At 47.8% G+C, this 26,479-nt stretch carries 31 protein-coding genes; 16 read left to right on the top strand and 15 right to left on the bottom strand.

Annotated features, from left to right (window positions below):
* Positions 1-87 precede the first annotated feature (87 nt).
* Positions 88-270: a hypothetical protein gene (locus tag ACXAGL_RS12830; RefSeq protein ID WP_474967784.1), complete on the top strand. Its 183-nt coding sequence runs from the start codon at positions 88-90 to the stop codon at positions 268-270.
* Positions 271-316: 46 nt separating this feature from the next.
* On the opposite strand, the gene ACXAGL_RS12825 is transcribed toward ACXAGL_RS12830, so the two are convergent.
* Positions 317-598 (bottom strand): metal-sensitive transcriptional regulator, encoded by a 282-nt coding sequence (locus ACXAGL_RS12825; RefSeq protein WP_027956555.1) that lies wholly within the window; start codon positions 596-598, stop codon positions 317-319.
* A 111-nt stretch (positions 599-709) separates the two neighbouring features.
* On the opposite strand from ACXAGL_RS12825, the gene ACXAGL_RS12820 reads away from it, so the two are divergent.
* Together ACXAGL_RS12820 and ACXAGL_RS12815 are read left to right on the top strand one after the other, a co-directional pair.
* Positions 710-1,606 carry a PucR family transcriptional regulator gene (locus ACXAGL_RS12820; protein ID WP_474991320.1) on the top strand — a complete coding sequence of 299 codons (897 nt, stop codon included), beginning with the start codon at positions 710-712 and terminating at the stop codon, positions 1,604-1,606.
* Positions 1,607-1,729: 123 nt separating this feature from the next.
* The gene (locus tag ACXAGL_RS12815) at positions 1,730-2,827 is read left to right on the top strand and encodes an ABC transporter ATP-binding protein (RefSeq protein WP_474967782.1); all 1,098 of its coding nucleotides are present in this window, start codon (positions 1,730-1,732) and stop codon (positions 2,825-2,827) included.
* 137 nt (positions 2,828-2,964) lie between these two features.
* On the opposite strand, the gene ACXAGL_RS12810 is transcribed toward ACXAGL_RS12815, so the two are convergent.
* The 3 genes from ACXAGL_RS12810 to fumC all read right to left on the bottom strand — a co-directional run bounded on the left by ACXAGL_RS12810 (position 2,965) and on the right by fumC (position 4,978).
* Positions 2,965-3,132 (bottom strand): hypothetical protein, encoded by a 168-nt coding sequence (locus ACXAGL_RS12810; RefSeq protein ID WP_474967781.1) that lies wholly within the window; start codon positions 3,130-3,132, stop codon positions 2,965-2,967.
* Between the two features lie 135 nt (positions 3,133-3,267).
* Positions 3,268-3,471, bottom strand: a complete 204-nt coding sequence (locus ACXAGL_RS12805; RefSeq protein WP_027956559.1) for an alpha/beta-type small acid-soluble spore protein — start codon at positions 3,469-3,471, stop codon at positions 3,268-3,270.
* Positions 3,472-3,586: 115 nt separating this feature from the next.
* Positions 3,587-4,978, bottom strand: coding sequence for a class II fumarate hydratase (gene fumC / locus ACXAGL_RS12800; RefSeq protein ID WP_474967780.1), 1,392 nt, complete (start codon positions 4,976-4,978; stop codon positions 3,587-3,589).
* A gap of 260 nt (positions 4,979-5,238) precedes the next feature.
* On the opposite strand from fumC, the gene ACXAGL_RS12795 reads away from it, so the two are divergent.
* Positions 5,239-6,156 carry a zinc dependent phospholipase C family protein gene (locus tag ACXAGL_RS12795; protein ID WP_474991319.1) on the top strand — a complete coding sequence of 306 codons (918 nt, stop codon included), beginning with the start codon at positions 5,239-5,241 and terminating at the stop codon, positions 6,154-6,156.
* A 6-nt stretch (positions 6,157-6,162) separates the two neighbouring features.
* Here the strand turns inward: ACXAGL_RS12795 and ACXAGL_RS12790 are convergent, their stop codons facing one another.
* Positions 6,163-7,446 carry an MFS transporter gene (locus ACXAGL_RS12790; protein WP_474991318.1) on the bottom strand — a complete coding sequence of 428 codons (1,284 nt, stop codon included), beginning with the start codon at positions 7,444-7,446 and terminating at the stop codon, positions 6,163-6,165.
* Between the two features lie 100 nt (positions 7,447-7,546).
* Between ACXAGL_RS12790 and ACXAGL_RS12785 the strand changes: the two genes are divergently transcribed.
* Entirely contained in the window at positions 7,547-8,167 is a 621-nt protein-coding gene (locus tag ACXAGL_RS12785) for an NAD(P)-dependent oxidoreductase (RefSeq protein WP_474967777.1), read from the top strand.
* 38 nt (positions 8,168-8,205) lie between these two features.
* Here the strand turns inward: ACXAGL_RS12785 and ACXAGL_RS12780 are convergent, their stop codons facing one another.
* The 3 genes from ACXAGL_RS12780 to wrbA form a co-directional block, all read right to left on the bottom strand.
* On the bottom strand, positions 8,206-8,997 hold the full coding sequence (locus ACXAGL_RS12780) for a M15 family metallopeptidase (RefSeq protein ID WP_474967776.1): 792 nt from the start codon (positions 8,995-8,997) through the stop codon (positions 8,206-8,208).
* A 139-nt stretch (positions 8,998-9,136) separates the two neighbouring features.
* Positions 9,137-9,379, bottom strand: a complete 243-nt coding sequence (locus ACXAGL_RS12775; protein ID WP_027956564.1) for an IDEAL domain-containing protein — start codon at positions 9,377-9,379, stop codon at positions 9,137-9,139.
* Positions 9,380-9,618: 239 nt separating this feature from the next.
* On the bottom strand, positions 9,619-10,224 hold the full coding sequence (wrbA, locus tag ACXAGL_RS12770; protein WP_474967774.1) for an NAD(P)H:quinone oxidoreductase type IV: 606 nt from the start codon (positions 10,222-10,224) through the stop codon (positions 9,619-9,621).
* Between the two features lie 223 nt (positions 10,225-10,447).
* On the opposite strand from wrbA, the gene ACXAGL_RS12765 reads away from it, so the two are divergent.
* Positions 10,448-11,317, top strand: coding sequence for a cation diffusion facilitator family transporter (locus ACXAGL_RS12765; RefSeq protein WP_474991317.1), 870 nt, complete (start codon positions 10,448-10,450; stop codon positions 11,315-11,317).
* A gap of 36 nt (positions 11,318-11,353) precedes the next feature.
* Here the strand turns inward: ACXAGL_RS12765 and ACXAGL_RS12760 are convergent, their stop codons facing one another.
* Complete coding sequence (locus ACXAGL_RS12760; protein WP_474967772.1) at positions 11,354-11,890, bottom strand: N-acetyltransferase family protein; 537 nt, start codon at positions 11,888-11,890, stop codon at positions 11,354-11,356.
* Positions 11,891-12,123: 233 nt separating this feature from the next.
* Here ACXAGL_RS12760 and ACXAGL_RS12755 point away from each other — a divergent pair, with 233 nt between their 5' ends.
* A complete protein-coding gene (locus ACXAGL_RS12755) occupies positions 12,124-12,429 on the top strand; it encodes a hypothetical protein (protein ID WP_474967771.1) in 306 nt (101 codons plus the stop codon).
* A 59-nt stretch (positions 12,430-12,488) separates the two neighbouring features.
* Here the strand turns inward: ACXAGL_RS12755 and ACXAGL_RS12750 are convergent, their stop codons facing one another.
* Positions 12,489-12,782: an AzlD domain-containing protein gene (locus tag ACXAGL_RS12750; protein WP_474967770.1), complete on the bottom strand. Its 294-nt coding sequence runs from the start codon at positions 12,780-12,782 to the stop codon at positions 12,489-12,491.
* On the bottom strand, positions 12,779-13,513 hold the full coding sequence (locus tag ACXAGL_RS12745; protein WP_474991316.1) for an AzlC family ABC transporter permease: 735 nt from the start codon (positions 13,511-13,513) through the stop codon (positions 12,779-12,781). The genes ACXAGL_RS12750 and ACXAGL_RS12745 overlap by 4 nt, the downstream gene beginning before the upstream one ends.
* A gap of 386 nt (positions 13,514-13,899) precedes the next feature.
* Here ACXAGL_RS12745 and nhaC point away from each other — a divergent pair, with 386 nt between their 5' ends.
* Positions 13,900-15,300, top strand: coding sequence for a Na+/H+ antiporter NhaC (nhaC, locus tag ACXAGL_RS12740; RefSeq protein ID WP_474971884.1), 1,401 nt, complete (start codon positions 13,900-13,902; stop codon positions 15,298-15,300).
* Between the two features lie 182 nt (positions 15,301-15,482).
* Positions 15,483-16,316: an MBL fold metallo-hydrolase gene (locus tag ACXAGL_RS12735; RefSeq protein ID WP_474971885.1), complete on the top strand. Its 834-nt coding sequence runs from the start codon at positions 15,483-15,485 to the stop codon at positions 16,314-16,316.
* Positions 16,317-16,325: 9 nt separating this feature from the next.
* On the opposite strand, the gene ACXAGL_RS12730 is transcribed toward ACXAGL_RS12735, so the two are convergent.
* The gene (locus ACXAGL_RS12730) at positions 16,326-17,111 is read right to left on the bottom strand and encodes a cobalamin-binding protein (RefSeq protein WP_474971886.1); all 786 of its coding nucleotides are present in this window, start codon (positions 17,109-17,111) and stop codon (positions 16,326-16,328) included.
* A 95-nt stretch (positions 17,112-17,206) separates the two neighbouring features.
* Between ACXAGL_RS12730 and ACXAGL_RS12725 the strand changes: the two genes are divergently transcribed.
* From ACXAGL_RS12725 to ACXAGL_RS12715, 3 genes are all read left to right on the top strand, one after another.
* Positions 17,207-18,034, top strand: coding sequence for an alpha/beta fold hydrolase (locus ACXAGL_RS12725; RefSeq protein ID WP_474967765.1), 828 nt, complete (start codon positions 17,207-17,209; stop codon positions 18,032-18,034).
* Between the two features lie 19 nt (positions 18,035-18,053).
* On the top strand, positions 18,054-18,905 hold the full coding sequence (locus ACXAGL_RS12720) for a hypothetical protein (protein WP_474967764.1): 852 nt from the start codon (positions 18,054-18,056) through the stop codon (positions 18,903-18,905).
* A gap of 184 nt (positions 18,906-19,089) precedes the next feature.
* Positions 19,090-19,287: a cold-shock protein gene (locus tag ACXAGL_RS12715; protein WP_008634702.1), complete on the top strand. Its 198-nt coding sequence runs from the start codon at positions 19,090-19,092 to the stop codon at positions 19,285-19,287.
* 564 nt (positions 19,288-19,851) lie between these two features.
* Here the strand turns inward: ACXAGL_RS12715 and map are convergent.
* Together map and ACXAGL_RS12705 are read right to left on the bottom strand one after the other, a co-directional pair.
* On the bottom strand, positions 19,852-20,607 hold the full coding sequence (gene map / locus ACXAGL_RS12710) for a type I methionyl aminopeptidase (protein ID WP_474967763.1): 756 nt from the start codon (positions 20,605-20,607) through the stop codon (positions 19,852-19,854).
* A 90-nt stretch (positions 20,608-20,697) separates the two neighbouring features.
* Entirely contained in the window at positions 20,698-21,252 is a 555-nt protein-coding gene (locus ACXAGL_RS12705) for a sugar O-acetyltransferase (protein ID WP_474991315.1), read from the bottom strand.
* Positions 21,253-21,333: 81 nt separating this feature from the next.
* On the opposite strand from ACXAGL_RS12705, the gene ACXAGL_RS12700 reads away from it, so the two are divergent.
* From ACXAGL_RS12700 to ACXAGL_RS12690, 3 genes are all read left to right on the top strand, one after another.
* The gene (locus ACXAGL_RS12700; RefSeq protein ID WP_474967761.1) at positions 21,334-21,834 is read left to right on the top strand and encodes an N-acetyltransferase family protein; all 501 of its coding nucleotides are present in this window, start codon (positions 21,334-21,336) and stop codon (positions 21,832-21,834) included.
* 66 nt (positions 21,835-21,900) lie between these two features.
* On the top strand, positions 21,901-22,623 hold the full coding sequence (locus ACXAGL_RS12695) for an ABC transporter ATP-binding protein (protein ID WP_474967760.1): 723 nt from the start codon (positions 21,901-21,903) through the stop codon (positions 22,621-22,623).
* Complete coding sequence (locus tag ACXAGL_RS12690; RefSeq protein WP_474991314.1) at positions 22,616-24,253, top strand: putative ABC transporter permease subunit; 1,638 nt, start codon at positions 22,616-22,618, stop codon at positions 24,251-24,253. The genes ACXAGL_RS12695 and ACXAGL_RS12690 overlap by 8 nt, the downstream gene beginning before the upstream one ends.
* Before the next feature lie 37 nt (positions 24,254-24,290).
* On the opposite strand, the gene ACXAGL_RS12685 is transcribed toward ACXAGL_RS12690, so the two are convergent.
* Entirely contained in the window at positions 24,291-24,710 is a 420-nt protein-coding gene (locus ACXAGL_RS12685; protein WP_474967758.1) for a universal stress protein, read from the bottom strand.
* Positions 24,711-25,003: 293 nt separating this feature from the next.
* On the opposite strand from ACXAGL_RS12685, the gene ACXAGL_RS12680 reads away from it, so the two are divergent.
* Positions 25,004-26,476, top strand: coding sequence for a SulP family inorganic anion transporter (locus tag ACXAGL_RS12680; protein WP_474967757.1), 1,473 nt, complete (start codon positions 25,004-25,006; stop codon positions 26,474-26,476).
* Positions 26,477-26,479 lie beyond the last annotated feature (3 nt).

Genomic DNA, 26,479 nt, shown 5'->3' with positions numbered 1-26,479 from the left:
CGTGTGCCAAACGAGAGGAATGAAAAAATATCCACTCTCATGATTCCCCTTCAAACGGGCCACCCTATAAGGAAGGAGGTGACCAGAATGAAGGAGGAAAAAAAGAAGGCACCCGAAGGAAAAGACCAGTTTGAAGTGGATGTTGACCGCATGATTAATGAAGGAATGGCGGGCGGCACCGTAGCGCCGGTATACGGGCGGGAGCAGATCGGGGAAGCCCATGAAATTCCGGTTCAGGAAAATCGGAAAAATGACCTTGCAGAAAAATAATAAAGCTGTCTCTGATGGACCCTCATCCATCAGAGACAGCTTCATTTCAGCGGCTTTTCACAATCATCTGTACAGCTTCATTGATTAAATCTTCAGCGGATTCTCCCTCTTCGTGAGCAACGCGTATACATTCCTCAAGGTTTTTCGCTACAATATAACCAATCGCCCGGTCCATCGCTGAACGTGCCGCAGACAGCTGGGTGATGACATCTTTACAGTCTTTTTCCTCATCCATCATTTTAAGGACACCGCGCACCTGCCCTTCAATGCGTTTCAACCGGTTTTTCGTTTCTTGTCCATAGAAACTCTGTTCTTTTACGTGTTCCACTCCGATTCCTCCTCTCCCTCCGACTTATCATGTATAGGGATCAATTGACTTTGCGGATTTCTACATTGTATTACTATAATAGTAAATATCCTAGTAAAAAGGAAGAGATTCATGTCTGTCATTCATCAACTCCAGCAGATCTACCCCTCTATGAGGGTGATCACCGAAGCAGAAGCCGGCGATTCAGACCAGTGGGACTATTATCTGACGCCGGAAAAAGAACTCATTGCCATCCCTAAGGGCGAAAGGAATAACCAGGAAGCGGAGCTGTTATCCATCTTCCTTACTCCTATTGAGAAAGATACCATGACCGAGACAGAAAGGGAAACGGCGTGGAAGGAACTCACTTCCACCGGCAGCCAGTATGAAGGCATTTCCTGGCCGCAGTCGTACCGCTTCATCCTGTTTACATTTGATGACTCCGGCACTGAAAAAAGCACGATAAAAGAAGCGCTCCAGTCTCTATTTCCGGAACGCGTGCCCCTGCTCTGGCAGTCGGACCGGGCGGGATACTTGGTGGAGGAAATCTTCTCGAGCGGGCAGGAGGTCCTGACATTCGAAGGGATTCCGGATGTTCTCATGAGTGACTTCTACACAAATATACGTTTTTTCACAAGCCATTTCAGTTCTGACTTAAAAGAAGCCCCTTCTATTTTGAAATGGTCGCTGAGCGGAGCCGATCTGGCAGATCGATACCACATGCCCGCTGTCGTTTCCTACAAGGATATTATTCCCTATTTCTACATCGACTACCTTCCTGAAGCCTATTGGCATCAGGTGGAGCAGTCGATCTTCCACGAGGTACTGGAAGATAAGGAACTGCTTCAGACCATCAAGGTTTTCCTTGAAACCGGATCCAACACGTCCCTTGCTGCTAAAAAGCTGTATATGCACCGGAACAGCCTGCAGTATCGTGTCGATAAGTTCATCGAAAAAACGGATTTGGATATTAAGGATTTCAAAGGGGCGGTCATCACCTATCTTGCTCTTTTACATCTACAGTTGTAATTCGACAAAGTGCACAAAGCTCACGATGGTGAGTTTGTGCACTTTGTCCATTTACCGTTTTCAGAAACTTCGGTACACTGAAATCAGTTAAGAAAGCGATTTCAAAAACAGGGGGAGTTTCCAATGGCAGAACTTAAACTGAACAATATTGATAAAGTGTATGATAAAAATGTGAAAGCCGTCGACGATTTCAACCTTCATATCAATGACAAGGAATTCATTGTTTTTGTAGGTCCGTCCGGTTGTGGTAAATCGACAACACTCCGTATGATTGCAGGGCTTGAAGAGATCACCGGTGGAGACTTCATGATTGATGACAAGCGCATGAACGATGTAGCACCAAAAGACCGTGACATTGCCATGGTATTCCAGAACTATGCCTTGTATCCGCACATGAACGTGTATGACAACATGGCCTTCGGTTTGAAACTCCGCAAGATGGATAAGTCAGAAATTGAACGCCGCGTCAAGAACGCCGCTCAGATTCTTGGATTGGAGGCTTTACTGGACCGTAAACCGAAAGCGCTGTCAGGGGGACAGAGACAGCGTGTAGCCCTCGGCCGTGCCATCGTCCGTGACGCAAAAGTCTTCCTTATGGATGAGCCTTTATCCAACCTGGATGCCAAGCTTCGTGTCCAGATGCGCGCTGAAATCCAGAAACTGCACCAGCGTCTGCAGACAACGACCGTCTACGTTACCCACGACCAGACCGAAGCGATGACGATGGCCACCCGTCTTGTCGTTATGAAAGATGGAATCATCCAGCAGGTGGGTGAGCCGAAGGATGTCTATGATAAGCCTGAGAATGTGTTTGTCGGCGGCTTCATCGGGTCCCCGGCTATGAACTTCCTCCATGGCACACTGGCAGATGGTCACATTGAACTCGGAGAAATCAAAATTGCCGTACCGGAAGGAAAAATGAAGCCGCTCAGAGAACAGAGCTACATCGGAAAGGAAATTATCCTCGGTGTGCGTCCGGAAGATATGCACGATGAGCCGCTCTTTATCGATGCCAACCAGGACAAGAAAATTACGGCCGACATTGAAGTAGCTGAGCTGATGGGCTCCGAATCCTACCTGTATTCCAAATTGAATGACCAGGAATTCATCGCACGTGTCGATTCCCGTTCCGATATCAACGGTGGAGACCAAATTACCTTGGCGATTGATATGAACAAAGTCCACTTCTTTGATAAGGATACAGAAAGCCGTATCCGCTGATCATAACAAAGCAGCCCTATCCAGGGCTGCTTGTTTTTTTAGGGGAACTGCATGTTTATGAATGCCTCCAAAAACGGGAAAACCCGGGCAGTGTCTGGAATAAATCACCGCCCGGGCTGTATCGTATCTGAAACAGCCTATGTTGTCTGAATATCCTGCAGACCACAGGCTTCACACACAAAAAGGTGAACACATTCGTCCTGAATGGAGGAATCGATCTCACCATCAACAAGGTCGGTATAGGTAAGATCCAGATAAGGGCTGTATTCATCAAGAAAATCAGTCACCCTTCCCCGATCCTTCATCCTACCCTCACACCTCGGGCAGGCGCGCTGCGTTTCTCCCCACCCGTTACAAAGTCCGCATTCGTACATAATTGGTCCACTTCTTTCACAAAAATAAAGAGGAAGGGCGCACCCTTCCTCCTTCGTCACACGTATTTATTTTTGGTATCCACCGAACTGCTGTTCAGCCATTTGTACAAGACGCTTAGTGATTTCTCCACCTACAGAACCGTTAGCACGTGCTGTAGAATCTGGACCAAGCTGTACGCCGAACTCTTGAGCGATTTCGTATTTCATTTGGTCTAGAGCTTGTTGTACACCAGGTACAACCAACTCGTTTGAACTGTTGTTGTTAGCCATGTGTCTCACCTCCTGTCCTGTGTAATCGTAGTATGGGTCGGAGGTTTTGTTTTTATGTCAAAAAAGACAGTGGTAATTACTGGAGAAAAACAATAGACACACGGCTGGATTCCTTTTACTTGGCGTTTGGTTTTGTCATGGCTTTTGGATCTACATAATCCTCGAACTGCTCTTCGGTCAAAATACCGAGCTCCACAGCTGTTTCTTTCAACGTCTGGTCTTTTTCAAATGCTGTTTTTGCTATTTTCGCGGCATTCTCATAACCGATATGAGGATTCAAGGCCGTGACCAGCATCAGGGAGTCACGCAGATACTTTTCAATCTGTTCATGATTCGGCTCAAGGCCGCTGACACAACGCTCATCAAAGGAGACCATACTGTCAGCGAGAAGCTGGGCGGACTGAAGGAAATTATGAGCAATCACCGGTTTGAATACATTCAATTCAAAGTTCCCCTGACTGGCAGCAAAACCGATGGCCGCATCATTTCCCATTACTTGAACCGCAACCATTGTAACCGCCTCACTTTGAGTCGGGTTCACTTTCCCAGGCATGATGGAACTTCCAGGTTCATTGGCCGGAATTGTTATTTCTCCAATGCCGCAGCGCGGACCGCTCGCAAGCCAGCGGACATCATTGGCGATTTTCATCATATCCGCAGCCAGAGCTTTCAAAGCTCCGTGCGTATGTACAAGTTCATCGTGGGATGTGAGGGCATGGAATTTATTCGGTGCAGAAACGAACCCTTTGCCGGTCAACGCATTGATTTCAGCAACGACCTGTTCTGAAAAATCTTCATGCGCATTCAGGCCTGTCCCGACAGCCGTGCCGCCGATAGCAAGTTCTTTCACATATTCACTGCTCTCGATCAGCATCTTCTCCGTCTTTTCCAGCATGCGGTGCCAGCCGCTGATTTCCTGCCCAAGCGTGAGAGGTGTCGCATCCTGGAGATGAGTTCGGCCGATTTTCACAATATGATTAAACGCTTCCATTTTTTCTTGTAACGTGTGCTTCAACTGGGTGAGGGCAGGAAGGACAACATCCTCCACTTTACGGACGGAAGCGATATGCATCGCTGTAGGATACGTATCATTTGAGCTTTGTGATTTGTTGACATCGTCATTCGGGTGAAGACGCGTCTCACTCCCCTTCTCTTCCAGCCACTGATTGCCCACGTAGGCGATGACTTCGTTCACATTCATATTCGACTGCGTGCCGCTGCCGGTCTGCCAGACCACTAACGGAAAATGTTCATCCAGCTCACCTGCAATGATTTGGTCCGCAGCATAGCCTACCGCTTCCGCCTTTTCCTCTTCTAAAAGTCCAAGAGCAGCATTGGCTTTCGCTGCGCTCTTCTTCAAGATGGCAAAGCCTTCGATGACTTCCTTCGGCATTTTTTCATCACCGATCGGGAAATTCTCTTTACTTCGCTGCGTTTGTGCCCCCCAATATTTTTCACTTGGCACATGTATTTCACCAATCGTATCTTTCTCCACGCGGTAATCCATGAAAAATCCTCCCTTTTCAGTTCTTTCTATGCTTTTTCATTGTATCAAGAATCTTTTGAACAATCACCTGAATGACGTGTGTTTTTGACAATTTTCCACGTTTTCATTTCTGATTATTTACATTTTTCAGATAATCGTCTATACTTATGCTGTCAAGCACCGGTTAACCAAACCACGCTTGACTTCTCAAGTGGGTATAAAGTGGTGAAAAGAGCCTTGGAACGGCTCTTTTTTTTGCTTTAAAACAGGAGGTAACGACCATGCCGAATATTTGGACTCACATTCTATTTATTGATGAACTTTGCGAAAGGATTCCCTGCCACCCCCTGATCCATGCAGCACCGAACAGTCTGCATATGGGCGCCCAGGGACCGGATCCTTTCTTTTATCATAACTTCCCGCCCTTTTGTTCGTCCAAAAAAGGGACCGCTCTGGGCACCCTTCTGCACACATCTCGATGCGGCCCTTTTCTCATGGATATGATCGAGGCGGGAGCAAAGGAAAAAGCTCCAATGCAGGCCTATATGACAGGTTTTATCAGCCATCACATGCTTGACCGGACGACCCATCCCTTCATCCATTTCCATGCCGGTTATGAGGGAGCGAAGCATCAGGAATTGGAAGTGATCATCGACACTCTCTTGATGAAGCGTTTCCGAAAGAAAGATCCATGGAAAACAGCCGTTCACAAACACATCCGTTTATCTTCAACCTTGGAGGAACAACTGACCAGCCTCATGCACCCCCTCCTTGCCAGACATTTCCCGTCGGAAGCCTCTCACTATCCACGATCCCTGATCAGGCAGTCCTACCGCCATATGACGGCTGCGCAGAAACTGCTGCGAGACAGGTGGCAGTGGAAAAACAAATGGCTGTCGTCTTTTGTCTCCTCCTATTCTCACAGTCCCATTATTGACGACATCGATTATATGAATGAAAGCCGCCGCCCATGGCAGCATTCCGCTACATCCGCTGTCCATACAGAGTCGTTTATTGATCTTTACGAAGCAGCGCTGAGCGAAGCTGTTACGGTTCTTTCATTGGTTTTCCACTACTGGGAACACCAGCAGACAGAGACTTTCAAACAGCTGAAGAAAAAGATAGGGGACATTTCCTATGACACAGGAAGACCTTTGTCCGAGAACCGCGCCAACCAATACAGCCGCCCCCTCCTTTAGGATCGTTTAACGTTCGACAGGTTCACCACTTCCAGACGAGGCCTGATCAGCACCTTTTTCCACATCAACAAACCAGAGAAGGAGAATGCCCGTTGTGAAAAATCCGACCAGCGATAGAATGCCGAGACGGCTCGAACCGGTCAACTGACCGATCAACGCAAAGGCAAAAGGACCAAAAACAGCAGCGAATTTAGAAGAAATGCCGTAAAATCCAAAAAATTCTGCCTCGCGACCTTCCGGGACCATCCGTCCATATATCGACCGGCTCAATGCCTGCGCCCCTCCCTGAACGACTCCGACGCAGACCGCAAGGATGTAAAAGTGAAACGCTGTCGTCATGAAATAACCGAGAGCTACGATAAAAAGGTAGATAAAAAGCGTGATCAGCAGGGCTCGTTTAGCTGTGATTCTTCGTGCCAGCCGCCCGAATAAAAATGTACAGGGAATGCCGACAAACTGAGTAATCAAAAGAGCTGTAATGAGCGAGTTGCTGTCAATTCCGACATCCCGGCCATAGATGGCGGCCATTTTAATAATGGTAGAAATACCATCATTGTACAGCCAGAAAGCGGCCAGGAATAATAGGAGCGGCTTATAAGACCTAAGCTCCCCTGCTGTCTGTAAAACACGACGGAATCCGATGGATAGGTAGGAGCGCTGCCTCACACTGGTTTTCCTTTTCTCCTCTTTAATATGACGAAGCAGGGGAATGGAAAAGATCAGCCACCATATCCCGACAGAAACGAAGGACAACTGCACGGCCGTAGTGCTGTTCGGAAGACCGAACCAGTCATACTTCATAATCATAAGAAGATTGACAGCAAGGAGAATGCCGCCCCCTACGTAACCGAGCATAAAACCAGCAGCTGAGACTTGGTCAATCTCCTCCTCCCCCGCAACTTCAGGCAGAAAAGCATCGTAAAATACGTTGGCGCCGGAAAAACCGACGGTACCTGCAATCAGAAGCAGAGAGGCCCATACATAATCCCCCTCGCCGACAAATGCCAGCAGAATAGAAGCAAGGATCCCCATGAAAGCGAAGAACATAAGAAAACGTTTCTTGGAAGCTGAATAATCACTGACGGCACCGAGAATGGGGGCGAGCAGCGCAACGATTAAAACAGCGGCTGACTGGGAATATCCCCAATAACTCGCCGCAAGCGACGATGGTACTCCTTTCGCTGCCACGTCATAATAGAACACAGGCAGCACAGCAGCCATAATGGTGGTGGCAAACGCTGAGTTCCCAAAATCATATAAAATCCAACTGCGCACAGACTTTTTCGTCATCGCCATCCCCCCAGCACTATCTTTAGTCCTAAGAATAGCAGAAGAAAAGATCGGAAAGGTTTCTTGATAGAAAAATTTACAAATATTTGAGGTGATTCATATGAAAATAGCTGTAATCGGTGGAACAGGCCGTGTCAGTACCCATTTCATCCGCTATGCCCTAAGCAGGGGCCATGAAATAAAAGCGTTGGTCAGGAACATTCATAAAGCAGAGGAAATGCTGGAAGGGGCAGAACTTGTCCAAGGGGATGCAAGGAATCAGGAAGATATCAGAAAGACGCTGACAGACTGTGAAGTCGTGTTCTGTGGATTAAGTACGGATAAGTCCGATACCCTCACAACAGCCGTCCCGCTTCTTACGGATGAAATGGAGCGTCAAAGTTTGAAAAGGGTGGTAACGATCGGAACCGCGGGAATCCTCGACAGCCGCTACGAGGATGGAAAATACAGGTTTGAAAGTTCGGAATCCAAACGGAGTAAAACGTTCGCGGCAGAAGAACATGCCGGGGTTTACCAGCATTTACAGAAAACCACACTCGATTGGACGATTGTCTGTCCGACCTATCTTCCAGAAGGAGACGTTCAAGGCGGCGTCCGCTTTGAACTGGACAGACTTCCGGAGGATGGTAAAAAAGTGACCACCGGCGATACGGCCGTCTTCGCCTACCAGACGCTTATAAACGACCAGTTTTCACAAAAGCGCGTCGGCATCTGCTATTAAAAAAAAGAAGCCGTTTCCCATCGGGAAACGGCTTTTTATTATTCTGTCTCACTGACCGGCTCGTAACCGAAGAATTCCTCTAAGGTCACCTGCTGTTCATGAACCTCTGCCGCTGCTTCTTTACCAACATAGCGAAGGTGCCACGGTTCATATTTATAACCGGTAATGTCATTGTTTCCCTCCTGATAACGGACGACAAACCCATATTCATAAGCATGGTCCGCCACCCATTCACCTTCCGGGGTATCACCGAAAGCCTGGGTCAGTTTAAATGCCATTTCTGCCGAAGTCACATCCATCGCCAGACCTGTCTGGTGTTCACTTGTTCCCGGACTCGCAGAAAACGTATCGGTTTCTTCTTTTCCATACACTTCTACGTTCCGTTCATAAATTTCTTTCTGACGTTCATACGAACGATATCCTGATGCGGCTACAAGTTCAAGCCCTGCTTGATCTGCGCCTTCAAAAAGCTCCTCCAGCGCATCAGCCGCCTCCTGTCTTAACTGTTTTTTCGGATGGTCTTCCTCAAAGGAAAACGGCACATCCGGTACGGTTAAATCCGGAGGGGCATAGCCGTCTGGGAGTTTCCGCTGTTTATTGACGACGACTTCAACACTTTCAGGATCACCGACTTCTATCATTCCATTGGACAAAGCGGTATCCTCATTTTGAGACGCCTCTCCTGATGCTGGTGTACTTTCTTTCTCCTCCTGCTGGGCAGTGGATGAGGCAGGTGCTTCCTCTGCCTGATGGTCATCCGAACTGAGAGGATTGTTGGAACACCCGGTTAATGCGGCCCCTATCAAGGCCATGGTAAGTATTTTTTTCACACTAATTCCCTTCCTACTTTCAAAGATGCTGTAACAACTATAACATTGTCAGGAAGAAGTTGTATATCCACATCTCTACCTAATAACGGGTCTATAACAGGCCATATAAAAAAGCCGCTGTCACTCCAGCGGCTGTGCTTTATTCCCATGTAAACGGCTGATACTGCAGGCTGAGCCGGTCGAACGCTTCCCGGTCGCCGCTGTCGATAGCCTGGTTGATTTCTCTATCTAAACGATCCTTATTGAATTGATAGCTGAGGTGATCCAAAAGCAGACGCGAGGCTAGTTGTATTCCAAAAGACAGTTCTCTCTTTGCCGTAATCTCTTTCCCTTTGTAACCGGGGTTCCGACGAATAACATAATTGATCTTTTGCTTTCTCATGAGATTACCCCCTTCATGCTTTTTTTCATTATGCAGGATTTACTAGAAGAACGCAACAAGTTTTCTGAATATTTAGTTATATCATTCCCCGATTTCTACTTACATAAACCTGCTGAACCGCTTGTTTACTAGGGTGACAGCACATGCAGCCGCCTGATATTTTTTTGAACTTTCCATATCCCGCGTCCGTATATATAAAAAAAAGGACGCAGCTTAACGTCTGCGCCCTCTCCTTTTCCTTATTCTGCAAATTTACCTGCAATTTCAAGAGTCCGGTTGACCTGGTGGCGGACAGCTGCTTCCACATCTTCTTTCATATGACCTTCCCCGTCTACACTGACACTCGTTCCGTATGGATTCCCTCCTGCTCCAAACACCGCATCATTGGTGTATCCTGGAGTGGCAATAATGGACCCCCAGTGGAACATCGTTGTGTAAAAGTTGAGAAGAGTGGATTCCTGACCGCCATGAGGGTTCTGTGCAGATGTCATTGCACTGATGACTTTGTTTACAAGCTTCCCCTGGAACCATAAGCCGCCGGCCTGGTCCATAAACTGTTTAATCTGCGCCGGCACATTTCCAAAGCGGGTCGGCATGCTGAAAATAACGGCATCTGCCCAGTCCAGATCATCAACCGTAGCTTCTGGTACAACATCTTTAGTAGCTAAGTAGTGATCCTTCCATGCCGGATTCTGTTCTATAGCTTCCATCGGAGCAAGTTCAGGAACACGGATGAGTTTCACTTCTGCATTTGTTTTCTGTGCTTCCTCTTCCGCCCACTTGGCCATTTTGTAGTTCGTTCCTGTAGAGCTGTAATAAATAATCGCAAGTTTTACCTGAGCCATTGTTTATCTCTCCTTTAATGAATTTCGAATTTTATGATTTTCACTGTTGCTATTCCCCCCTTATATTTATTTAAAACTAAAGAATCTCCAAATCGAGATGATGCTGAATTTGACCTCAGGCAATGTACATGCGTGAGGGAAGCTTTTTTTCTCTGGACTCACTAATGACCGTTTTGGTAAGCTAAAACATGCTGTAAAAACCGAGGATGGAGGTGTCAGGCGGATGAGTGAATACGAAAATTTAAAGAGAGGGGAACGGGGAGCCTGGGTCAGTATCATTGCCTACCTTGTTCTGGCCTCTGTCAAGCTGCTGGTCGCCTATACCGGAGAGTCTGAAGCTTTACGGGCGGACGGCTTGAATAATACGACGGATGTGGTCGCCTCCATCGCTGTACTCGTCGGACTGAAAATATCCCGCAAGCCCCCTGATGAGGACCATCACTATGGACATTTCCGTGCAGAGACGATTGCCTCTTTGATTGCCGCCTTCATTATGATGACTGTCGGAATCGAAGTCATTATAGGAACCGTGCAGGACCTCATTCATCAGGAAACAAGCCAGCCATCGCTTTTGACTGCCTGGACCGCTCTGGGAGCTGCCGGAGTCATGTTCGGCGTCTACCGCTATAACTTAAATCTCTCACAAAAAGTGAACAGCCCCTCCCTTTATGCGGCCGCACAGGACAACCGATCCGACGCGCTGGTCAGTATCGGAGCCTGCATGGGTATTTTCGGGTCCCAGTTCGGTCTCTTCTGGCTCGATCCGCTGGCAGGTTTCATCGTCGGTTTGATCATCTGCAAGACAGCCTGGGACATCTTCAAGGAAGCCACCCACAGTTTGACCGATGGTTATGAGGAAGGGCAGATTGAACATATTCGTACAACGATTTCCGGCCATCCGGATGTCTGGGCCGTTAAAGATGTGAAGGCAAGATTACAGGGCAGTCAGACGCTTGTTGAAGCAACCATTCACGTAGACCCTCACATTACGATCCAGCAGGGACACGAAATTACGGATGAAGTGGAAGCCCTCTTAAAAAAAGAGAATGATATCCGGTATGCCCATATCCACATTGAACCTTACGAAGAATAAAAGCTCCCGCTTGTCATTCCCAAGCGGGAGCTTTTCCTATACCGTCAGCGCTTCTTCCAGTGTATGGAGATCTTTCCATCCATACGCCGTTTCCTCATAGGTACCTTGACCAATCGTCACTTTTTCTGCTTCTACGGGGTCCGCTCCATATTTTATGTAAAACTGACTGGACGGATTCCGGGTCAACACCCAGACAAGAAGCGATTGATAACCAGCCTCCCCCATTCCGCGTACAAAAGTCTGCAGCAGTATTTTCCCATAGCCTTTCCCCTGATACTCATCCAGGAGATAGATAGCATAGATTTCTCCATCATACCCATAGTTCTTCGTCCGCTCTTTCCCTCCGGAAACGAAACCCACCACTTGTCCTTCATCATTTTCGATGACGAAGGCAATCTGACCATTCAAAGGTTTTCGCAAAATGGTTTCCCATAATGTGATTCTATGCTCAAGTGTTGTATTACTAATATCCCTTTCATCAATCAGATCCTTATATGTGGATTTCCAGCTCTTCACATGAATGTCCGCTATCGTCGCGGCATCTTCAAAACGCGCTTCCCTGACGTGAGGCATTCCGTTCACCTTCTTCTTATATATTTTCTTTATTGTAACAAAAAGATGATGCAACGTACGGCATCATCTCTTTGTTCACAATTATCGACAGGAAAAACTGGAGATCCTGCGTGTATCGAATCCCGAATAAACCCACCGCTGCTGACCGGGGCGCCAGCGGTAACCCGCTACAGATGTTCTTCCAATGTAGGTTGGATAAAACCAGAACGACCTTCCATTGACAAGACGGATCCATGTATAACGGTACAAACATCCATACAGGGAGCCGGGATCAACGGCATACAACTCCGCTCCCTGTCCTCCGGATGGAGGTGCTGGAGGTGGAGGCGGCAGCATTCCGCCGGGGCCTCCCGGTCCGCCCGGTCCGCCACCGGGTCCTCCGGGCCCTCCAGGCCCTCCTGGTCCGCCTGGTCCACCCGGTCCGCCTGGTCCACCACCGGGCCCTCCAGGTGGAGGCCCTTGGGGAGGCTGACCACCAGGTCCTCCTCCAGGAAATCCGAAGATCTGCCCAAAAGGAAAGCCAAATTGTCGATGCATAACGATCAATTCCTTTCTCGGAAGTATCCCTATACGATATGCATCCACTGGGCGGGTGTGCTTATACTGTTAATAGAAAAACAGTCCCGATGGATCCCAAAACTACAAAGATGATATGTATATTGAGCCAGGCCAGCAGCACAGCAGCAAGACCCGCAGCAACCCCTACCTGCGGTGCATCTGGTTTCACTGTCAGGATGCCTGGAAAAATGAGCGCTCCTAAAGCGGCGTACGGAATAGCGTTCAACCATCGATCCACCCAGCGTGGAAAAGCAGCAACATCCACAATGAACGCAGGCAGAAATCTGGGAACAGCTGTAACGACGGCCATCCCAATAATCATCCAGATGATCATGATTCCTCCTCCTCTCCTAGAATCCAAATCCCGCTCAGACCACCTACAAGCGTGCCGGCAACAATGGCCCATCCTTGATTCATCCCCATCCTTTGACAAAGATAATTAATGAGGAGAGCGGTCACAGCGATTATGGCAATCCGCCCATTTCTTTTCACAGAAGGAATTAAGAGTCCGATGAACATCGCATAAAGAGCGACACCCATGCTGTCACTCAGCCTTGCAGGAATCACATCACCAAGCACCCCTCCCAAGAAGGACCCTCCCACCCAGGAAGCGTAGGCAGTCAGCATAAGGGAAGCATAAAAATAAGCGCCATTAGGTTCCGCAGCTTCCTTTTTGTAGAGGGTCGAAACCGCAAACGTTTCATCTGTCAGCCCGAGCGTTAACGGGATCTTGGCGCGAAGAGCCATTGTTTTCAGCCGGTTCACGAAGGAAAGCCCCATCACGAAATGGCGGAAATTCAAAACAAACACAGCCGTAACAATTTCAACGAACCCTGTCCCGGCAGCCACCATTCCAACAGCAAGAAACTGGGCAGCTCCAGCAAACACGAGCACGCTCATCAATGTCAATTCCAAATTCGTCATGCCGGATTGTCCAGCGAGCACCCCATATGTCAAAGCTACTGGCAGATATCCGAGCATAATGGGAAAGCCGGCCGTGATTCCTCTCTGCACCATATGCATCCGTGAAGAGGAATGGGCGTGTTTGAAAGCATGGGTTTCCATAGGGGCACCTCCTTTCTGAAATTTCCACTATTATACCCAATCGATGAGGATGATGGAAAGATTTTTCAATGAAAAAATGTTGACATCGCACTGGTGCTCTTATATTATAAATGCAACTTACTTCATTACGGAAAAGCGTTTAAGCAAAGAAGATTTTTTGTATCAAGTACTCCGCAGTAAAAGGCAGTCAGACAGCCAGCAGAGACCGGATGGATGGTGAAAATCCGGGCCGGCTTCCTTTGAATTACAGGGTACGGTTCAAATGATACAACCACAAGAGCGGGTAAAGAAATGTTTCTTTACCAATAAGGGTGGTACCGCGGAGCGATGCTTCGTCCCTTTCTTTGGGACGAAGCTTTTTTGTATGGATTAGAGGAGGAAGAAACATGTTTCATTTACAGCCAAAACACCTGCCATCCTTGGTAGAATCCATAGTTATGCTCGTTCTGACTATTGGAGTAATCAGTTATTTTATCATCTCTCTGCAGACCGCTCCACATATCCCGATTCTTTTAGGCATTCTCCTTATGCTTACGTATGGGTTATTAAAGAAAAACTCCTTTAAAGACCTGCAGTACGGGATGACTCAGGGCGCGCAGACAGGAATGGGAGCGGTACTCCTGTTCTTCGTCATCGGTATCCTTATATCCAGCTGGATGGCCGCGGGTACCATCCCTGTCCTTATGGACGCCGGATTTACGATTGCGGACGGCCCTTGGTTCCTGGCCATCATTTTTGCCGTTACGGCTGTCATCGGTGTGGCCCTCGGAAGCTCATTCACGACAGCTGCTACCGTCGGTGTGGCCTTCATGGGGGTGGCCGGATCCATGGACGTCTCCCTTGCAATGACTGCAGGAGCCGTCGTCTCCGGCGCATTTTTCGGAGACAAGATGTCACCGCTCTCTGATACAACCAACCTTGCTTCCACGGTTGTAAAAGTGGACTTGTTCGATCACATTAAAAATATGGCGTGGACAACAATCCCGGCCTTCATCATCACGTTCGTTCTGTTCATCTTCCTATCTCCGGACAGAAACCCGGACGTTGAACAGCTCGATAACTTCCAAAACGGACTGGCTGCATCAGGCTTAATGCACTGGACATCCTGGATTCCAGTCCTTGTCCTCGTTGCCATGACCATGACTAAACGTCCAGCCTTCATTTCTCTGGCTGTCAGCAGTCTGACGGCTACGGTTCTGGCCGGGTTTAGAGAAGTCCTGCCGTGGACGGCTTTGTGGCAGACATGGTTCAGTGGGTTCGAAGGAAGCACAGAGGTGGAAGTGGTCAATGAACTACTCACAAGGGGCGGAATGAACAGTATGCTCTTTACGGTTTCCCTCGTGATTTTAGCACTGGCTCTCGGCGGTTTGTTTTTCGTTACCGGAATCATCCCGGCCATACTGTCTCGAGTACAGGATTCACTGAAATCAGCAAGGTCAGCGACGCTTTCCACCGCATTTACAGCGATCGGTATCAACATCGCGATTGGCGAACAGTACCTTTCCATCCTGCTGACAGGAGAAGCCTATCAGGATGTATATGAAAAAGCGGGACTCGCACGTAAAAACCTGTCCAGGACACTGGAGGATGCAGGAACAGTCATTAATCCTCTTGTCCCATGGAGTGTGTGCGGCGTATTCCTTTCCGGTGTGCTGAGTGTACCGGTCCTTGATTATCTTCCATTTGCATTCTTCTGCCTGTTATCCCCAATCCTTACCATCTTGTACGGATTGACAGGAAAAACGATAGCTTCGGCAGCCAATCCGTCTTATCATAAGGCGAACTAATCGGAAGCACTTCCACTTTTTGGCTGGATGATGAAAAATGAACCATCTACGGATAGTAGAAGGAAAAGCAGCCATCCTAAAACAGGGACGTATCCACCAGAGGGTACGTCCTTTTTCTATTGCATAATCCGTGCGATCATTTCCCACACTAACCTGTAGAGAATATGAAAGAGGTGACAGGTGTGGACCAGGAGAAGCATGGAGAACAACAGGATCATCATTTAGATATGGAACAGGCAGAAGCTGAACAAGTTCTTGACGATGTCGCCTTCTACCGTACATTGATTGTCAATGTCATCTTTATAGGAAAAGAACAGACAGAGGACTGGGTCCTTGTCGACTGTGGAATCAGCCATTACAGCAGAAGGATCATAGCAGCTGCGGAAAAACGCTATGGATCCAGACCCCCTAAAGCGATCATCTTGACCCACGGCCATTTCGATCATGTAGGTTCAGCAAAAAAACTGGCAGACCATTGGAATGTCCCCATTTTTATTCATCCAATGGAAATGGATTATGTGACCAATCAACGGGATTACCCTGTAGGCGATGCCACAGTTGGTGGAGGTTTTTTTGCTTTGATTTCCCCATTCTTCCCTACACATCAGCCGGATTTGAGCCGCTATATCCATTCCATTCCGAACGATGGGAAAATCCCCTCACTCCCTGACTGGCAGGTCATCCACACCCCCGGTCACACACCGGGGCATGTCGCACTATACCGTCCGGACGACGGCACCCTTCTTGCTGGAGATGCCTTTATTACTGTAAAACAAGAATCCAGCATGGCCGTTTTCATTCAGCATCAGCATGTTCATGGACCCCCGGCCTACTTTACTCACAATTGGGAGGAAGCTGAAAAATCCGTACAGAAATTAGCGGCCTTGAACCCGGTCACCGCGATCACTGGGCACGGGCTCCCTATGTCAGGGGAAGCCCTCAGCCATCAACTCAAGGAACTCGCGTCCAATTTCCGCGAGCTGGCTGTTCCTAAGCATAAAAGGAAACTTCACTAAACGACGAGCTTATCCATGCTCGTCGATTTCTTTTTGCAGGACATTCGTCAACTTTGCCAGCCCCTCCAGCAGTCTTGGACTTGGACGACAGAATAATGATTCCTCCAGGACATGGATCCTGTCGTTTTTCACAGCCTTTATCTCCAGCCATCCCGGGCGTTTTCTAAGAAGATCCGGGTTCATTTTTTCTTCCTTCACCCCCACCCATACCATGCAGATATGGTCAGGGTTACGATTCTTCACTTCTTCCCAGTCCGTTTGAAAACTGGCCGTATCCTGATCTGCAAAGACATTTTCAGCTCCGGCCAGGCGGCTGATTTCCGTCAACCAGTTCTTTCCACCCGGAGTAAAAACCGGCTTGGGCCACCATTCCCAGTACAACGCAGGCTTTACCTCAGCAAGAGAAGCCTTTTCCATCAAACGATCCAATTCATCCCGGTACTCATCCGCTCTATGATCGGCCTCCTCTCCCATCCCGAGCTCTCTGCCGACACGACGGACATCCTCCCCAATCTCTGCCAGGCTGTTGGAATCGATGATGATATAAGGAAGACCGGCTTTTTCAAGCCCTTCAATATTTTTTTCCATGCCCGGTACAGACAGCGAAGCCAGGACCAAGTCCGGCTTCAGCTCTGCCGTTTTTTGTATATCTATGGATAAATCAGGGCCGAGCTTTGGAAGCTTCCTGATTTGTTCCGGATAATCAGAATAATTATCGACACCAACCAACAGGTGGGTCTGATTCAGATAGGCGACAATTTCAGTATTGCTTGGACATATCGACACGATTCTCACTTTTCCACCCCTATTAACAGAATTGTCTGATGTTTCATTTTCTTTTATTATAGCTTATATTTAATGTATGGAAAAAGAAAGAAAGGGATGAGCCCATGACCACGACACTCCTTGATTCAACAAACGGAATAGTGGAATTTACATATATCGGAGAAGGTCCTCCTGTGCTGCTGTTGAAAGGTGGACACTGCAGCAGAGATACAGATTTATCCCACAGCAGCCTTGTATATGAAGGATTCTCACTGCTGACGATTTCCCGGCCTGGTTACGACTACACAGAACCCTCGACAGGCCGAACACCGGATGAATTCGCAGATACAATGGTTGAGGTGCTTGATTATTTAAATTTGGAACGCGTCCATGTCATTGCTGTGTCTGCAGCAGGACCAAGCGGAATCGCTCTAGCTTCCCGCTACCCGGAGAGGGTGGACCGGCTTGTTCTTGAAGCAGCGCTGACGGGGGCATGGGATCGAAAGGCCCGGAAAAAGGCGATGCTGCTGTTCGGTCCCGCAGAAAAAATGGTCACAGGCAGCCTCAAGTTTATGCTTAAACTTTTCCCTGACCTTGTCATGAAGCAGCTTCTTGCTGATATGACGACCGAAGATGTGGAGGATTACCTCAATCATTTATCGGCCAATGACCGGCGGTTCATCTATGATATGCTCGCCACCTCCCAGCCCGGCAGAGGCTTTATCCTTGACCTTGACCATGATGTAACGAACCTGGATGAGCTGAATGTCCCTGTTCTCGGCATGTACTCACAGAAAGACCGCAGCGTCCCTTATACAAACGCCCTGTTGTTGAAATCGACGGTACCCGATTGTGAAATCTACGAAGTCAATGCTGACAGTCATTTGATCTGGATTGGAAAAGATGCTCATGATGTTTGGAATAAACGGCTGGAATTTCTAAATCAATCCTAAAACATTCGGAGGGATCACCATGGATGATGTAAGGTGCTCACAAATGCTGGATCGTTTCTTAACGTTTTATGACCAGGCTTATCGAGAACCCCCTCATAAGCGTCATGAATTATGGATGGAATATTATGATTTCCCTCATACACCGCCGGGGTATCAACAAGGGCAGCTCGCAAAGGAAATGGTGGAGTATGCCTGGAACAAGTACAATCACGTCTATGATAAAATTCAATACTTCGATATCAGTCCGTTGGAAATGAATGAGCACGTGGATCATATTAAACAAATTCTGCACAGCACCACCTACGTTGATGTAAACGTACTCTTTTTTGTCGGAACATTTGAAACGGATCCTTTCATCATCCAGGAAAATCATCAATACATTCTCTGCTTCCCTGTCGAACTGCCCGGTGGTCAGACACGTTTGATTCAGGAGCTGGCCAGAGTCGTTCACTGCCGCCAGTCCGGACTCGCCCCCAGCCATACCCGTACCCTCGGGCAGCTGATCTTTCAGGAGGGGCTGGCGATCCATACGACATTGGAAGTGCTGGAGGAAAGCGGGATATCAGATCCTTACTTCAGCTGGGATGAAGAAAACTGCAGCCGCGAACCGAACCGGGTCATGATGAACATTCAGCCCCATCTGCACCGCACAGATTACGAGGCCCTCTACTCTTTTACCAAAGGTACCGGTGCATCAGGATTTGAAAAAGAAGCCAATTACACAGGGTGGCTTGTCATCCAGCACCTTCTCGAACAGGGGAAGCCGTTGTATGAACTGGCCCGCATCGCTCCTGAGGAAGTCGATATTCTTGTGGAACGTTCCCTGCTTTCATTAATGAATCAGGCCTATATGACCCAGCCCCAGGAGTAAAAAGGAACTTTTTTGTAATAGGGCTTTCATTCCTTTTGCCCATCTGTTATACTATGGTTAATTATTCGTTGTTCGATGAGTGTCATGCAAGAGAAGATGTTTCGCAAGATGTCGTCTTGATGGACTTGAATGAGCAAGAATAGTAATACAATGTGGAGTTTCTCCACGCAGGAGGTTTTTGTACATGGTCGAAGGTACAGTAAAATGGTTTAACGCAGAAAAAGGTTTCGGTTTCATTGAAGTAGAAGGTCAAGACGACGTCTTCGTTCACTTCTCCGCTATTCAAGAAGAAGGATTCAAAACTCTTGAAGAAGGTCAAGTCGTAACTTTCGAAATTGAAGAAGGTCAGCGTGGACCACAAGCAGCTAACGTTCAAAAATAAGAACGTATAAAAAACTCCCCTTTCGAGGGGAGTTTTTTTTATGTCTTGTTTTTTAAAATAAGGCTCTGTTATTGCTTGGTGTTGTTATTTAACATGTGAGCTCCTATCATCACCCCTTTCTGTCATGGGATTTGTAGGAGGCGGCCTTGGGAATGACTCCCTTTCCGTGAGGTACCGTGAGCCGCGGAAAGCGGACGGTTTTCCCTGCCATCCCATGCTCTGAGTAAATAGCAGACCGGACCCCTAATTCCAGCGGAAACGATTTAGTAATCGTTTAAAATATCAACAACAGACTTTAACAGAGCTTAAAATAAAAAAGGAACAGCTCACAGCTGTTCCTCAGGCTGTCGAGAAAGTCTCGACAGCCTTGTTTTTTTCGACTTTAAAATTTCCGCAGGAGCGGTGCCCCTTCCACTCCTGCGGAAGAACGAGTAGAGATCGCCGAGCGTGGGTGCTGCGAGGAAGCTCGGGCGCTCGTCCGCGGAAAGAAAGAAAAAAGCTTGTAAAGAAACAGAGGTTTCTCTACAAGCTGAAAGAAACAGCTCACAGCTGTTCCTTTTTTATTTATTCATCTTCCTGTTCAGTCAAGATGACAGGGCCGTCTTTTGTAATAGCCACCGTATGTTCATACTGCGCGGATAACGTCCCATCAACCGTGCGTGCCGTCCAATTGTTCTCATCCATCTGACTTGCCCAGTCTCCGATGTTAATCATCGGCTCGATGGTGATGACCATTCCCTCTTTCAGACGTGCTCCTTTGCCAGCCGCACCGAAGTGAGGGATGTAAGGATCCTCGTGGATGGATTCGCCGATTCCGTGTCCGGTGAAATCACGGACAACCGAATACCCTTCACCTTCCGCATATGCTTGGATCGCGTGGCCGATATCACCGATCCGTTTCCCCGGTACAGCCTGCTCGATTCCTTTATAAAGAGATGTTTTCGTTACATCCATCAGTTTTTGAGCTTCTTCACTGATTTCTCCCACGGCATGTGTCCAGGCAGAGTCCGCGAGGTAACCATTCAAGTTGACGACCATATCGATGGTGACGATATCGCCCTCCTTCAACTTCTCATCGCGTGGGAACCCGTGGCAGATTTCATCATTGATGGAAGCACATGTGGTGAATTCGTACCCTTGATATCCCTTCTGCTCTCCGGTAGCTCCGCGTTCAGCTAAATATTTTTCCACGAATTTTTCGACTTCCATCGTTGTGACACCCGGCTTAATAAAGGTGCGCAGTTGTTTATGGACATCAGCCAGCAGCTTACCGGCCTCGCGCATGTTTTCAATTTCTCTTTGACTCTTACGTTTAATCATAGTGATACAATCCTCTCTTTTTTCTTATTACGTATGCAAGTATCCCTCTGTATGATAACGAAAATATACCGCCAAAACTACCCCGGAGCCTTATTCGACTGTTCTGATGACCTTTGCAGGGCTGCCGGCGGCGAAAACATGATCCGGGAGATCCTTGGTGACAACCGCCCCTGAACCAATCACGACATTGTTTCCAATGGTAACTCCGGGATTGATAATCGATCCTCCTCCGATCCACACATCATCACCGATGGCAATCGGCCGCCCGGACTCCAGCCCCTTTGCTCTTGTTTCCCTGTCCATAGGGTGCAGAGCGGTGTACAACTGAACGTTCGGTCCAATCAGGACACGGTCTCCGATCGTAATCGGACATATATCAAGAAAGACACAGTTAAAATTAGCAAAGAACCTGTCTCCTACATGAATATTGTAACCATAATCACAGTAAAAAGGCGGTTCCAGGGTCATCTCCCCGGCAATTGTTCCAAACAGGTCTTCGATCAACTGAGATCGGTAATGCTCCTCCGTATTCTTCGTTTGGTTCAATGCGTGGGTGATCTGCCTGGCGCGCGATCTTTCCATCACCAGTTCATCGTCCCAGGGTTGATACAGTTCACCACTCACCATTTTTCCCTTCTCTGACATACGATCCCTCCTGTGGTTTTGATGTCTTTACTTTATCATAGTTTTCGGCTAGGCTAGGAACAACAAAAGGAGGCAAAGCCTATGGAGACGCGCGAATTGAACCGTTCAGATGCAGAAGCCTACTATGAGTTAAGACTCGAAGCTCTGCTTACAAATCCGGACGCTTTTATTACGACCTACGAACAGGAAAAGCAGAAGCCGGACCCGATCGAAACGACCGCAGAACGGCTGGAGGGTAAAGACACCAGAACCTTCGGACTTTTTTCAGGAGAAAAACTGACTGGGGTAGTCACACTGGTACGGGAAACACACCCGAAGTTCAGACATAAAGCATCCATCGTTGCGATGTACATCACACCGGAGGTAAGGCGGACTGGAGGAGCCATGCTGCTTTTGGAAGAACTGATCCAGCATGCCCGGGCAGTGGAAGTCGAACTCCTTCACCTCAGCGTTGTTACAGAAAACACCCCGGCAAGAGAGCTGTATCGAAAGCTCGGTTTTCGATGCTGGGGCGTGGAGAAGCAAGCAATCAAACTTCCCACAGGTTATTTAGATGAGGAGCATTATGAACTTTTTCTGTGAAATTGAAACGGATAAAAGCTACCGTTCGTATACCATTCATAAGCTCCTGAAAAAGGAAGGGATGGAATGATTGAAATCAAGCAGGCAACTAAAAACTTCGCCGGTAAAGCAGCCGTCAAGGACTTGGATTTGACGGTCCCGGACGGGAAAATCTTCGGCTTTCTCGGTCCCAACGGTGCTGGAAAGTCGACAACGATCAAAATGATGACGGGGATCCTGCCGCTGGATGCAGGCTCCATATCCATGAACGGCGTGGATATCAGCACTGACCCTATGAAAGCCAAGCATCAGTTCGGCTATGTTCCGGACCGCTCAGACATCTTTCTCCGATTAAAGGGCATGGAATACTTGAATTTTATCGGTGATGTTTTTGATGTACCGGCAAACGTCCGAAAAGAGAAAATCGAATACTTAACGAAAAGCTTCGATATCTATGAAGCACTGAATGATCAGATTCATACATATTCGCACGGCATGCGTCAGAAAATCGTTGTCAGTGGTGTGCTTCTGCATGATCCTGATGTATGGATTCTTGACGAGCCGTTAACCGGCCTTGATCCTAAGTCTTCCTATACATTGAAAGAAATGATGCGGGAACACGCAGCCAAAGGAAAGACCGTCTTTTTCTCCACCCATGTGCTGGAAGTCGTTGAACAGTTATGTGACGAGGTGGCTATTATCAACAAAGGACATGTTCAATTCAGAGGAAGTATGAAAGAAATGAAGCAGCAGTTCCAGGAGGACAACAATCTTGAGAAGCTGTTTTTGGAGCTGACACAAAATGAGTAACACGTGGAAGCTGATGAAGTTGATGGTGAAGATGCAGTTATCTTTCGCTCACCGCAGTACATCAGAAAAAACAGGCTACCTCATCTTAGCCGTCCTCATGATCCCCTTCGGGCTGTTGATTCTTACACTGTTGAACGAACTGATCGCAGCCATGTATGCGGCCTTCAGCCCGGCAGGGGATGAAGCGGTCATCCTTGGGGTTTTATTTGTCTTAATGACCGTTTTTTACTGTTTTATCAGCATAGGTACTGTTTTATCATCTTTTTATTTTGCAGAGGATGTGGAATCGTTTGTACCGCTCCCCTTTCACCCTTATCAAATAGCAGCCGGAAAAGCAGCCGTTCCATTTCTGTCCCTTTACGGGGTGAATGCGGTCATTCTGCTCCCCGGGCTTGCGTTTTACGGTCTCCACAGCGGTGCGGGACTGCTTTATTACAGCTCCGCCTTCCTTGTCTGGCTTCTGCTTCCGGTGCTTCCCTTTGTTTTGACTGCCATTGCCATCATGTTCATGATGCGTTTTGTCAATATCTCGAAAAACAAGGACCGAAGCAAAGTCATTGCTGGACTTCTTGGTTTTGGATTCGTTATCGGAATCAATGTTGTGATCCGTCTGGAGGGCGGCAGCCAGAATATGTATCAATTGGCGGCCGAACAGGGGGACCTGCTCGGATTAGTGACGAAGTTCTTCCCTACTGCTTATATAAGCAGTTCAGCCCTCGCCGCCCCTGCGTCCATACAGGGTATCCTTTTTCTCGTATTGATGACCGCACTATCCGCAGGAGGGATTGCTCTCTTCTTTACTATCGGCCAGAAGCTTTATTTCAAAGGCGTACTCGGTTTATCCGGTGGAAAAAGGAACACGTTTACTGAGGATACAGTCGAAGCTTATGTGAAGAAAAAGCCTATGATCTACAGTCTCTTCAAAAAAGAAGTCCTGTTGATTTTACGCACCCCCACCTTCTTCACCCAAGTCTTTGTGCAAAGTTTGATTCTGCCTGTACTAGCCATTGTGCTGATCATCATGGAAATGGATGGACCGCTTGGGGGAGCCGGCACTCAGCTGGCCGGAATGAACGGAAAATTCGTCATTCTGGCCTCTGTCGGGCTTTCGGTCGTTGTTTTTGGATCGAACCCTGCTTCCATCTCTTCGATTTCAAGGGATGGGAAAAGCTGGTTCAATCATCTGTATCTGCCTATTCCACCGTCAAAGGTAATCATGAGTAAAATGCTGACGGCCTATCTGCTGAATGCCATCTCCTTGGTTATTTTGAGCGCAGCCGCTTTATGGGTCATAAAAATCCCTCTGTTCATCTGGACAGCATGGTTCATCCTGTCCCTCCTCATAAGCTGGATTGCTTCTGCTGCCGGCGTGATGGTGGATCTATACAGCCCGAAACTGGACTGGACAGATGAGCGTGAAGTATTCAAGGGTCGTTTCATCGGAATTGTTCCCCTCGCCATTGAAGCCCTTGTCTTTGGCGTGATTATAGTGATTGTCTGGAATATCAACAGTCTGCAGGGGCTCTGGCCGGTAACAGGTGCTTTATTCATCATCTTTCTGCTGCTGGCATTTCTTATGCAGACGGCCATGAAGAAGTTAACAGAACGACGCTACCACAACCTGCTGTAAAAAAACAGGCAGAAGAGATTGCCTCTTCTGCCTGTATTTATTTCACAATCATAACGGGGCATTTGGCCCGTTTAGCCACCTTATGACTGACACTGCCAAGAACCATTTCCTGGAGAGCATTCAATCCCCGGCTGCCGATGATGACGATATCAAAGGCATGATCATTGGCGTAATGAACGATGGTTGGCCCGGGTTCTCCATGACGGATGACAATTTCATAAGAGATATCTTTGCCGCGGAGGACGTCTTCGATCGGCTCCAGTCTTTCTTTCCGCTTCTGATCGATCACTGTTTTGTCTCCCTGTGTCAGGACATCGGTTTTAGACTGGTCGACATCGACCACATAAATGATGGTGATCTTTGCCCCCATCTGCAGCCCGGCAAGCTCTGCCGCTCGTTCTGCTGTACGTATGGAATGATCGGACCCATCGGCCGCGATCAATATGTGTTTATACATGACCGCTCCCCCCTTCTTTTTCATCATTTTACCATGGATTGTGAAGCCCATGTAAATAATTGAAGACACGCACCATCTCCCACATATTGGAACCCTCGATCCAGAAAAAATTCCGCCTACAGACAAATAAGAGTTTCATAGAGATATTTGAAGAATAAAAGAGAAAAAAGTTTATTTATGCGCTTACATGGGGTTATGTAATTCCTTCGATAGGTGATATAATCTGAACGTTCTTGCCGGAATTACGTATTGCCAAGGGTAATACAGACAAAATTTAAGAGAGAGGTGCGCAATTGAACACACAAACATTAAAACAACAATGGTTTGGAAACGTAAAAAACGATGTGCTTTCAGGTATGGTCGTCGCCATGGCCCTTGTTCCTGAAGCGATCGCTTTCTCTATCATCGCTGGAGTCGACCCCATGGTAGGATTGTACGCTTCCTTCTGTATCGCTGTTGTCATTGCTTTTGTAGGGGGACGGCCTGGAATGGTTTCGGCCGCAACAGGAGCGATGGCTGTGCTTATGGTGACGCTTGTGAAGGATCACGGACTTGAATACCTGCTGGCCGCCACTATTCTGACGGGTATCCTGCAGTTTATTCTTGGTGCCTTAAGAATCGGACAGTTCATGAAATTCATCCCGAGATCGGTGATGATCGGTTTCGTAAACGCCCTGGCCATCTTGATTTTCTCGTCCCAGCTGATTCACTTTGAGGGCGCAGGTCTTGCTATGTACGCCATGGTTGCAGGGTCTCTTGCTATCATTTATCTACTGCCAAGGTTTACAAAAGCTGTCCCATCTCCGCTTGTCGCCATCGTCGTTATGACGATTATTGCCGTAACAACAGGAGCCGGCTTTAAGACCGTTGGAGATATGGGAGAACTATCAAGTACGCTTCCCATCTTCCTTGTACCTGATATTCCAGTAAACTTTGAAACGCTGCAGATCATTTTCCCGATATCGCTTGCTCTCGCCTTTGTAGGACTTCTTGAGTCACTGCTTACAGCTCAGATTGTCGATGATATGACAGATACTGTAAGTGATAAGAACAAAGAAGCCCGCGGACAGGGCATGGCCAACGTGGTTTCCGGTCTGTTCGGCGGAATGGCCGGATGTGCGATGATTGGACAATCGGTCATTAACGTATCCTCAGGAGGACGCGGACGATTATCCACACTGGTGGCCGGTGTCTTCATGATGACATTGATTATTGCCTTTAATGACCTTCTTGTGCAGATTCCAATGGCTGTGCTTGTCGGTATTATGATCATGGTGTCCGTGGGAACCTTCGACTGGAGTGCCTTGACGAGACTGCATAAAACACCGATCACAGACACGGTCGTGATGGTAGTAACCGTTGGAACCGTTGTTTACACCCATGACCTTTCCAAAGGCGTCCTGGCTGGTGTCATCCTGAGTGCGATCTTCTTTGTGTCCAAGATTTCCAAAGTCCACGTCGAAGAACAGGTGGAGGAAACAACAAGCAGGATTGTTTATCACGTATCCGGACAAGTCTTCTTCGCTTCAACAGACAGCCTGCTTAAGCATTTCGACTTTAATGTGAAAGCCGATACGGTCCGGATTGATTTCACTGATGCCCATGTGTGGGATGACTCAGCCGTAGCTGCGATTGATAAACTTGTCCTGAAGTTCAGAGAGCAGGACAAAGAAGTAGAAATCGCCGGGCTCAATAAAGACAGCTCCCAGCTTGTCAAAAAGCTGGCGGTCCATCATAAAGCGGATGCTTCCCTATCCAATCATTAAATA

The organism is Halobacillus sp. ABA4_118 (assembly GCF_056160205.1).
Note: the sequence above shows the minus strand (reverse complement) of the source record. Positions and strands in the feature narration are given on the sequence as shown.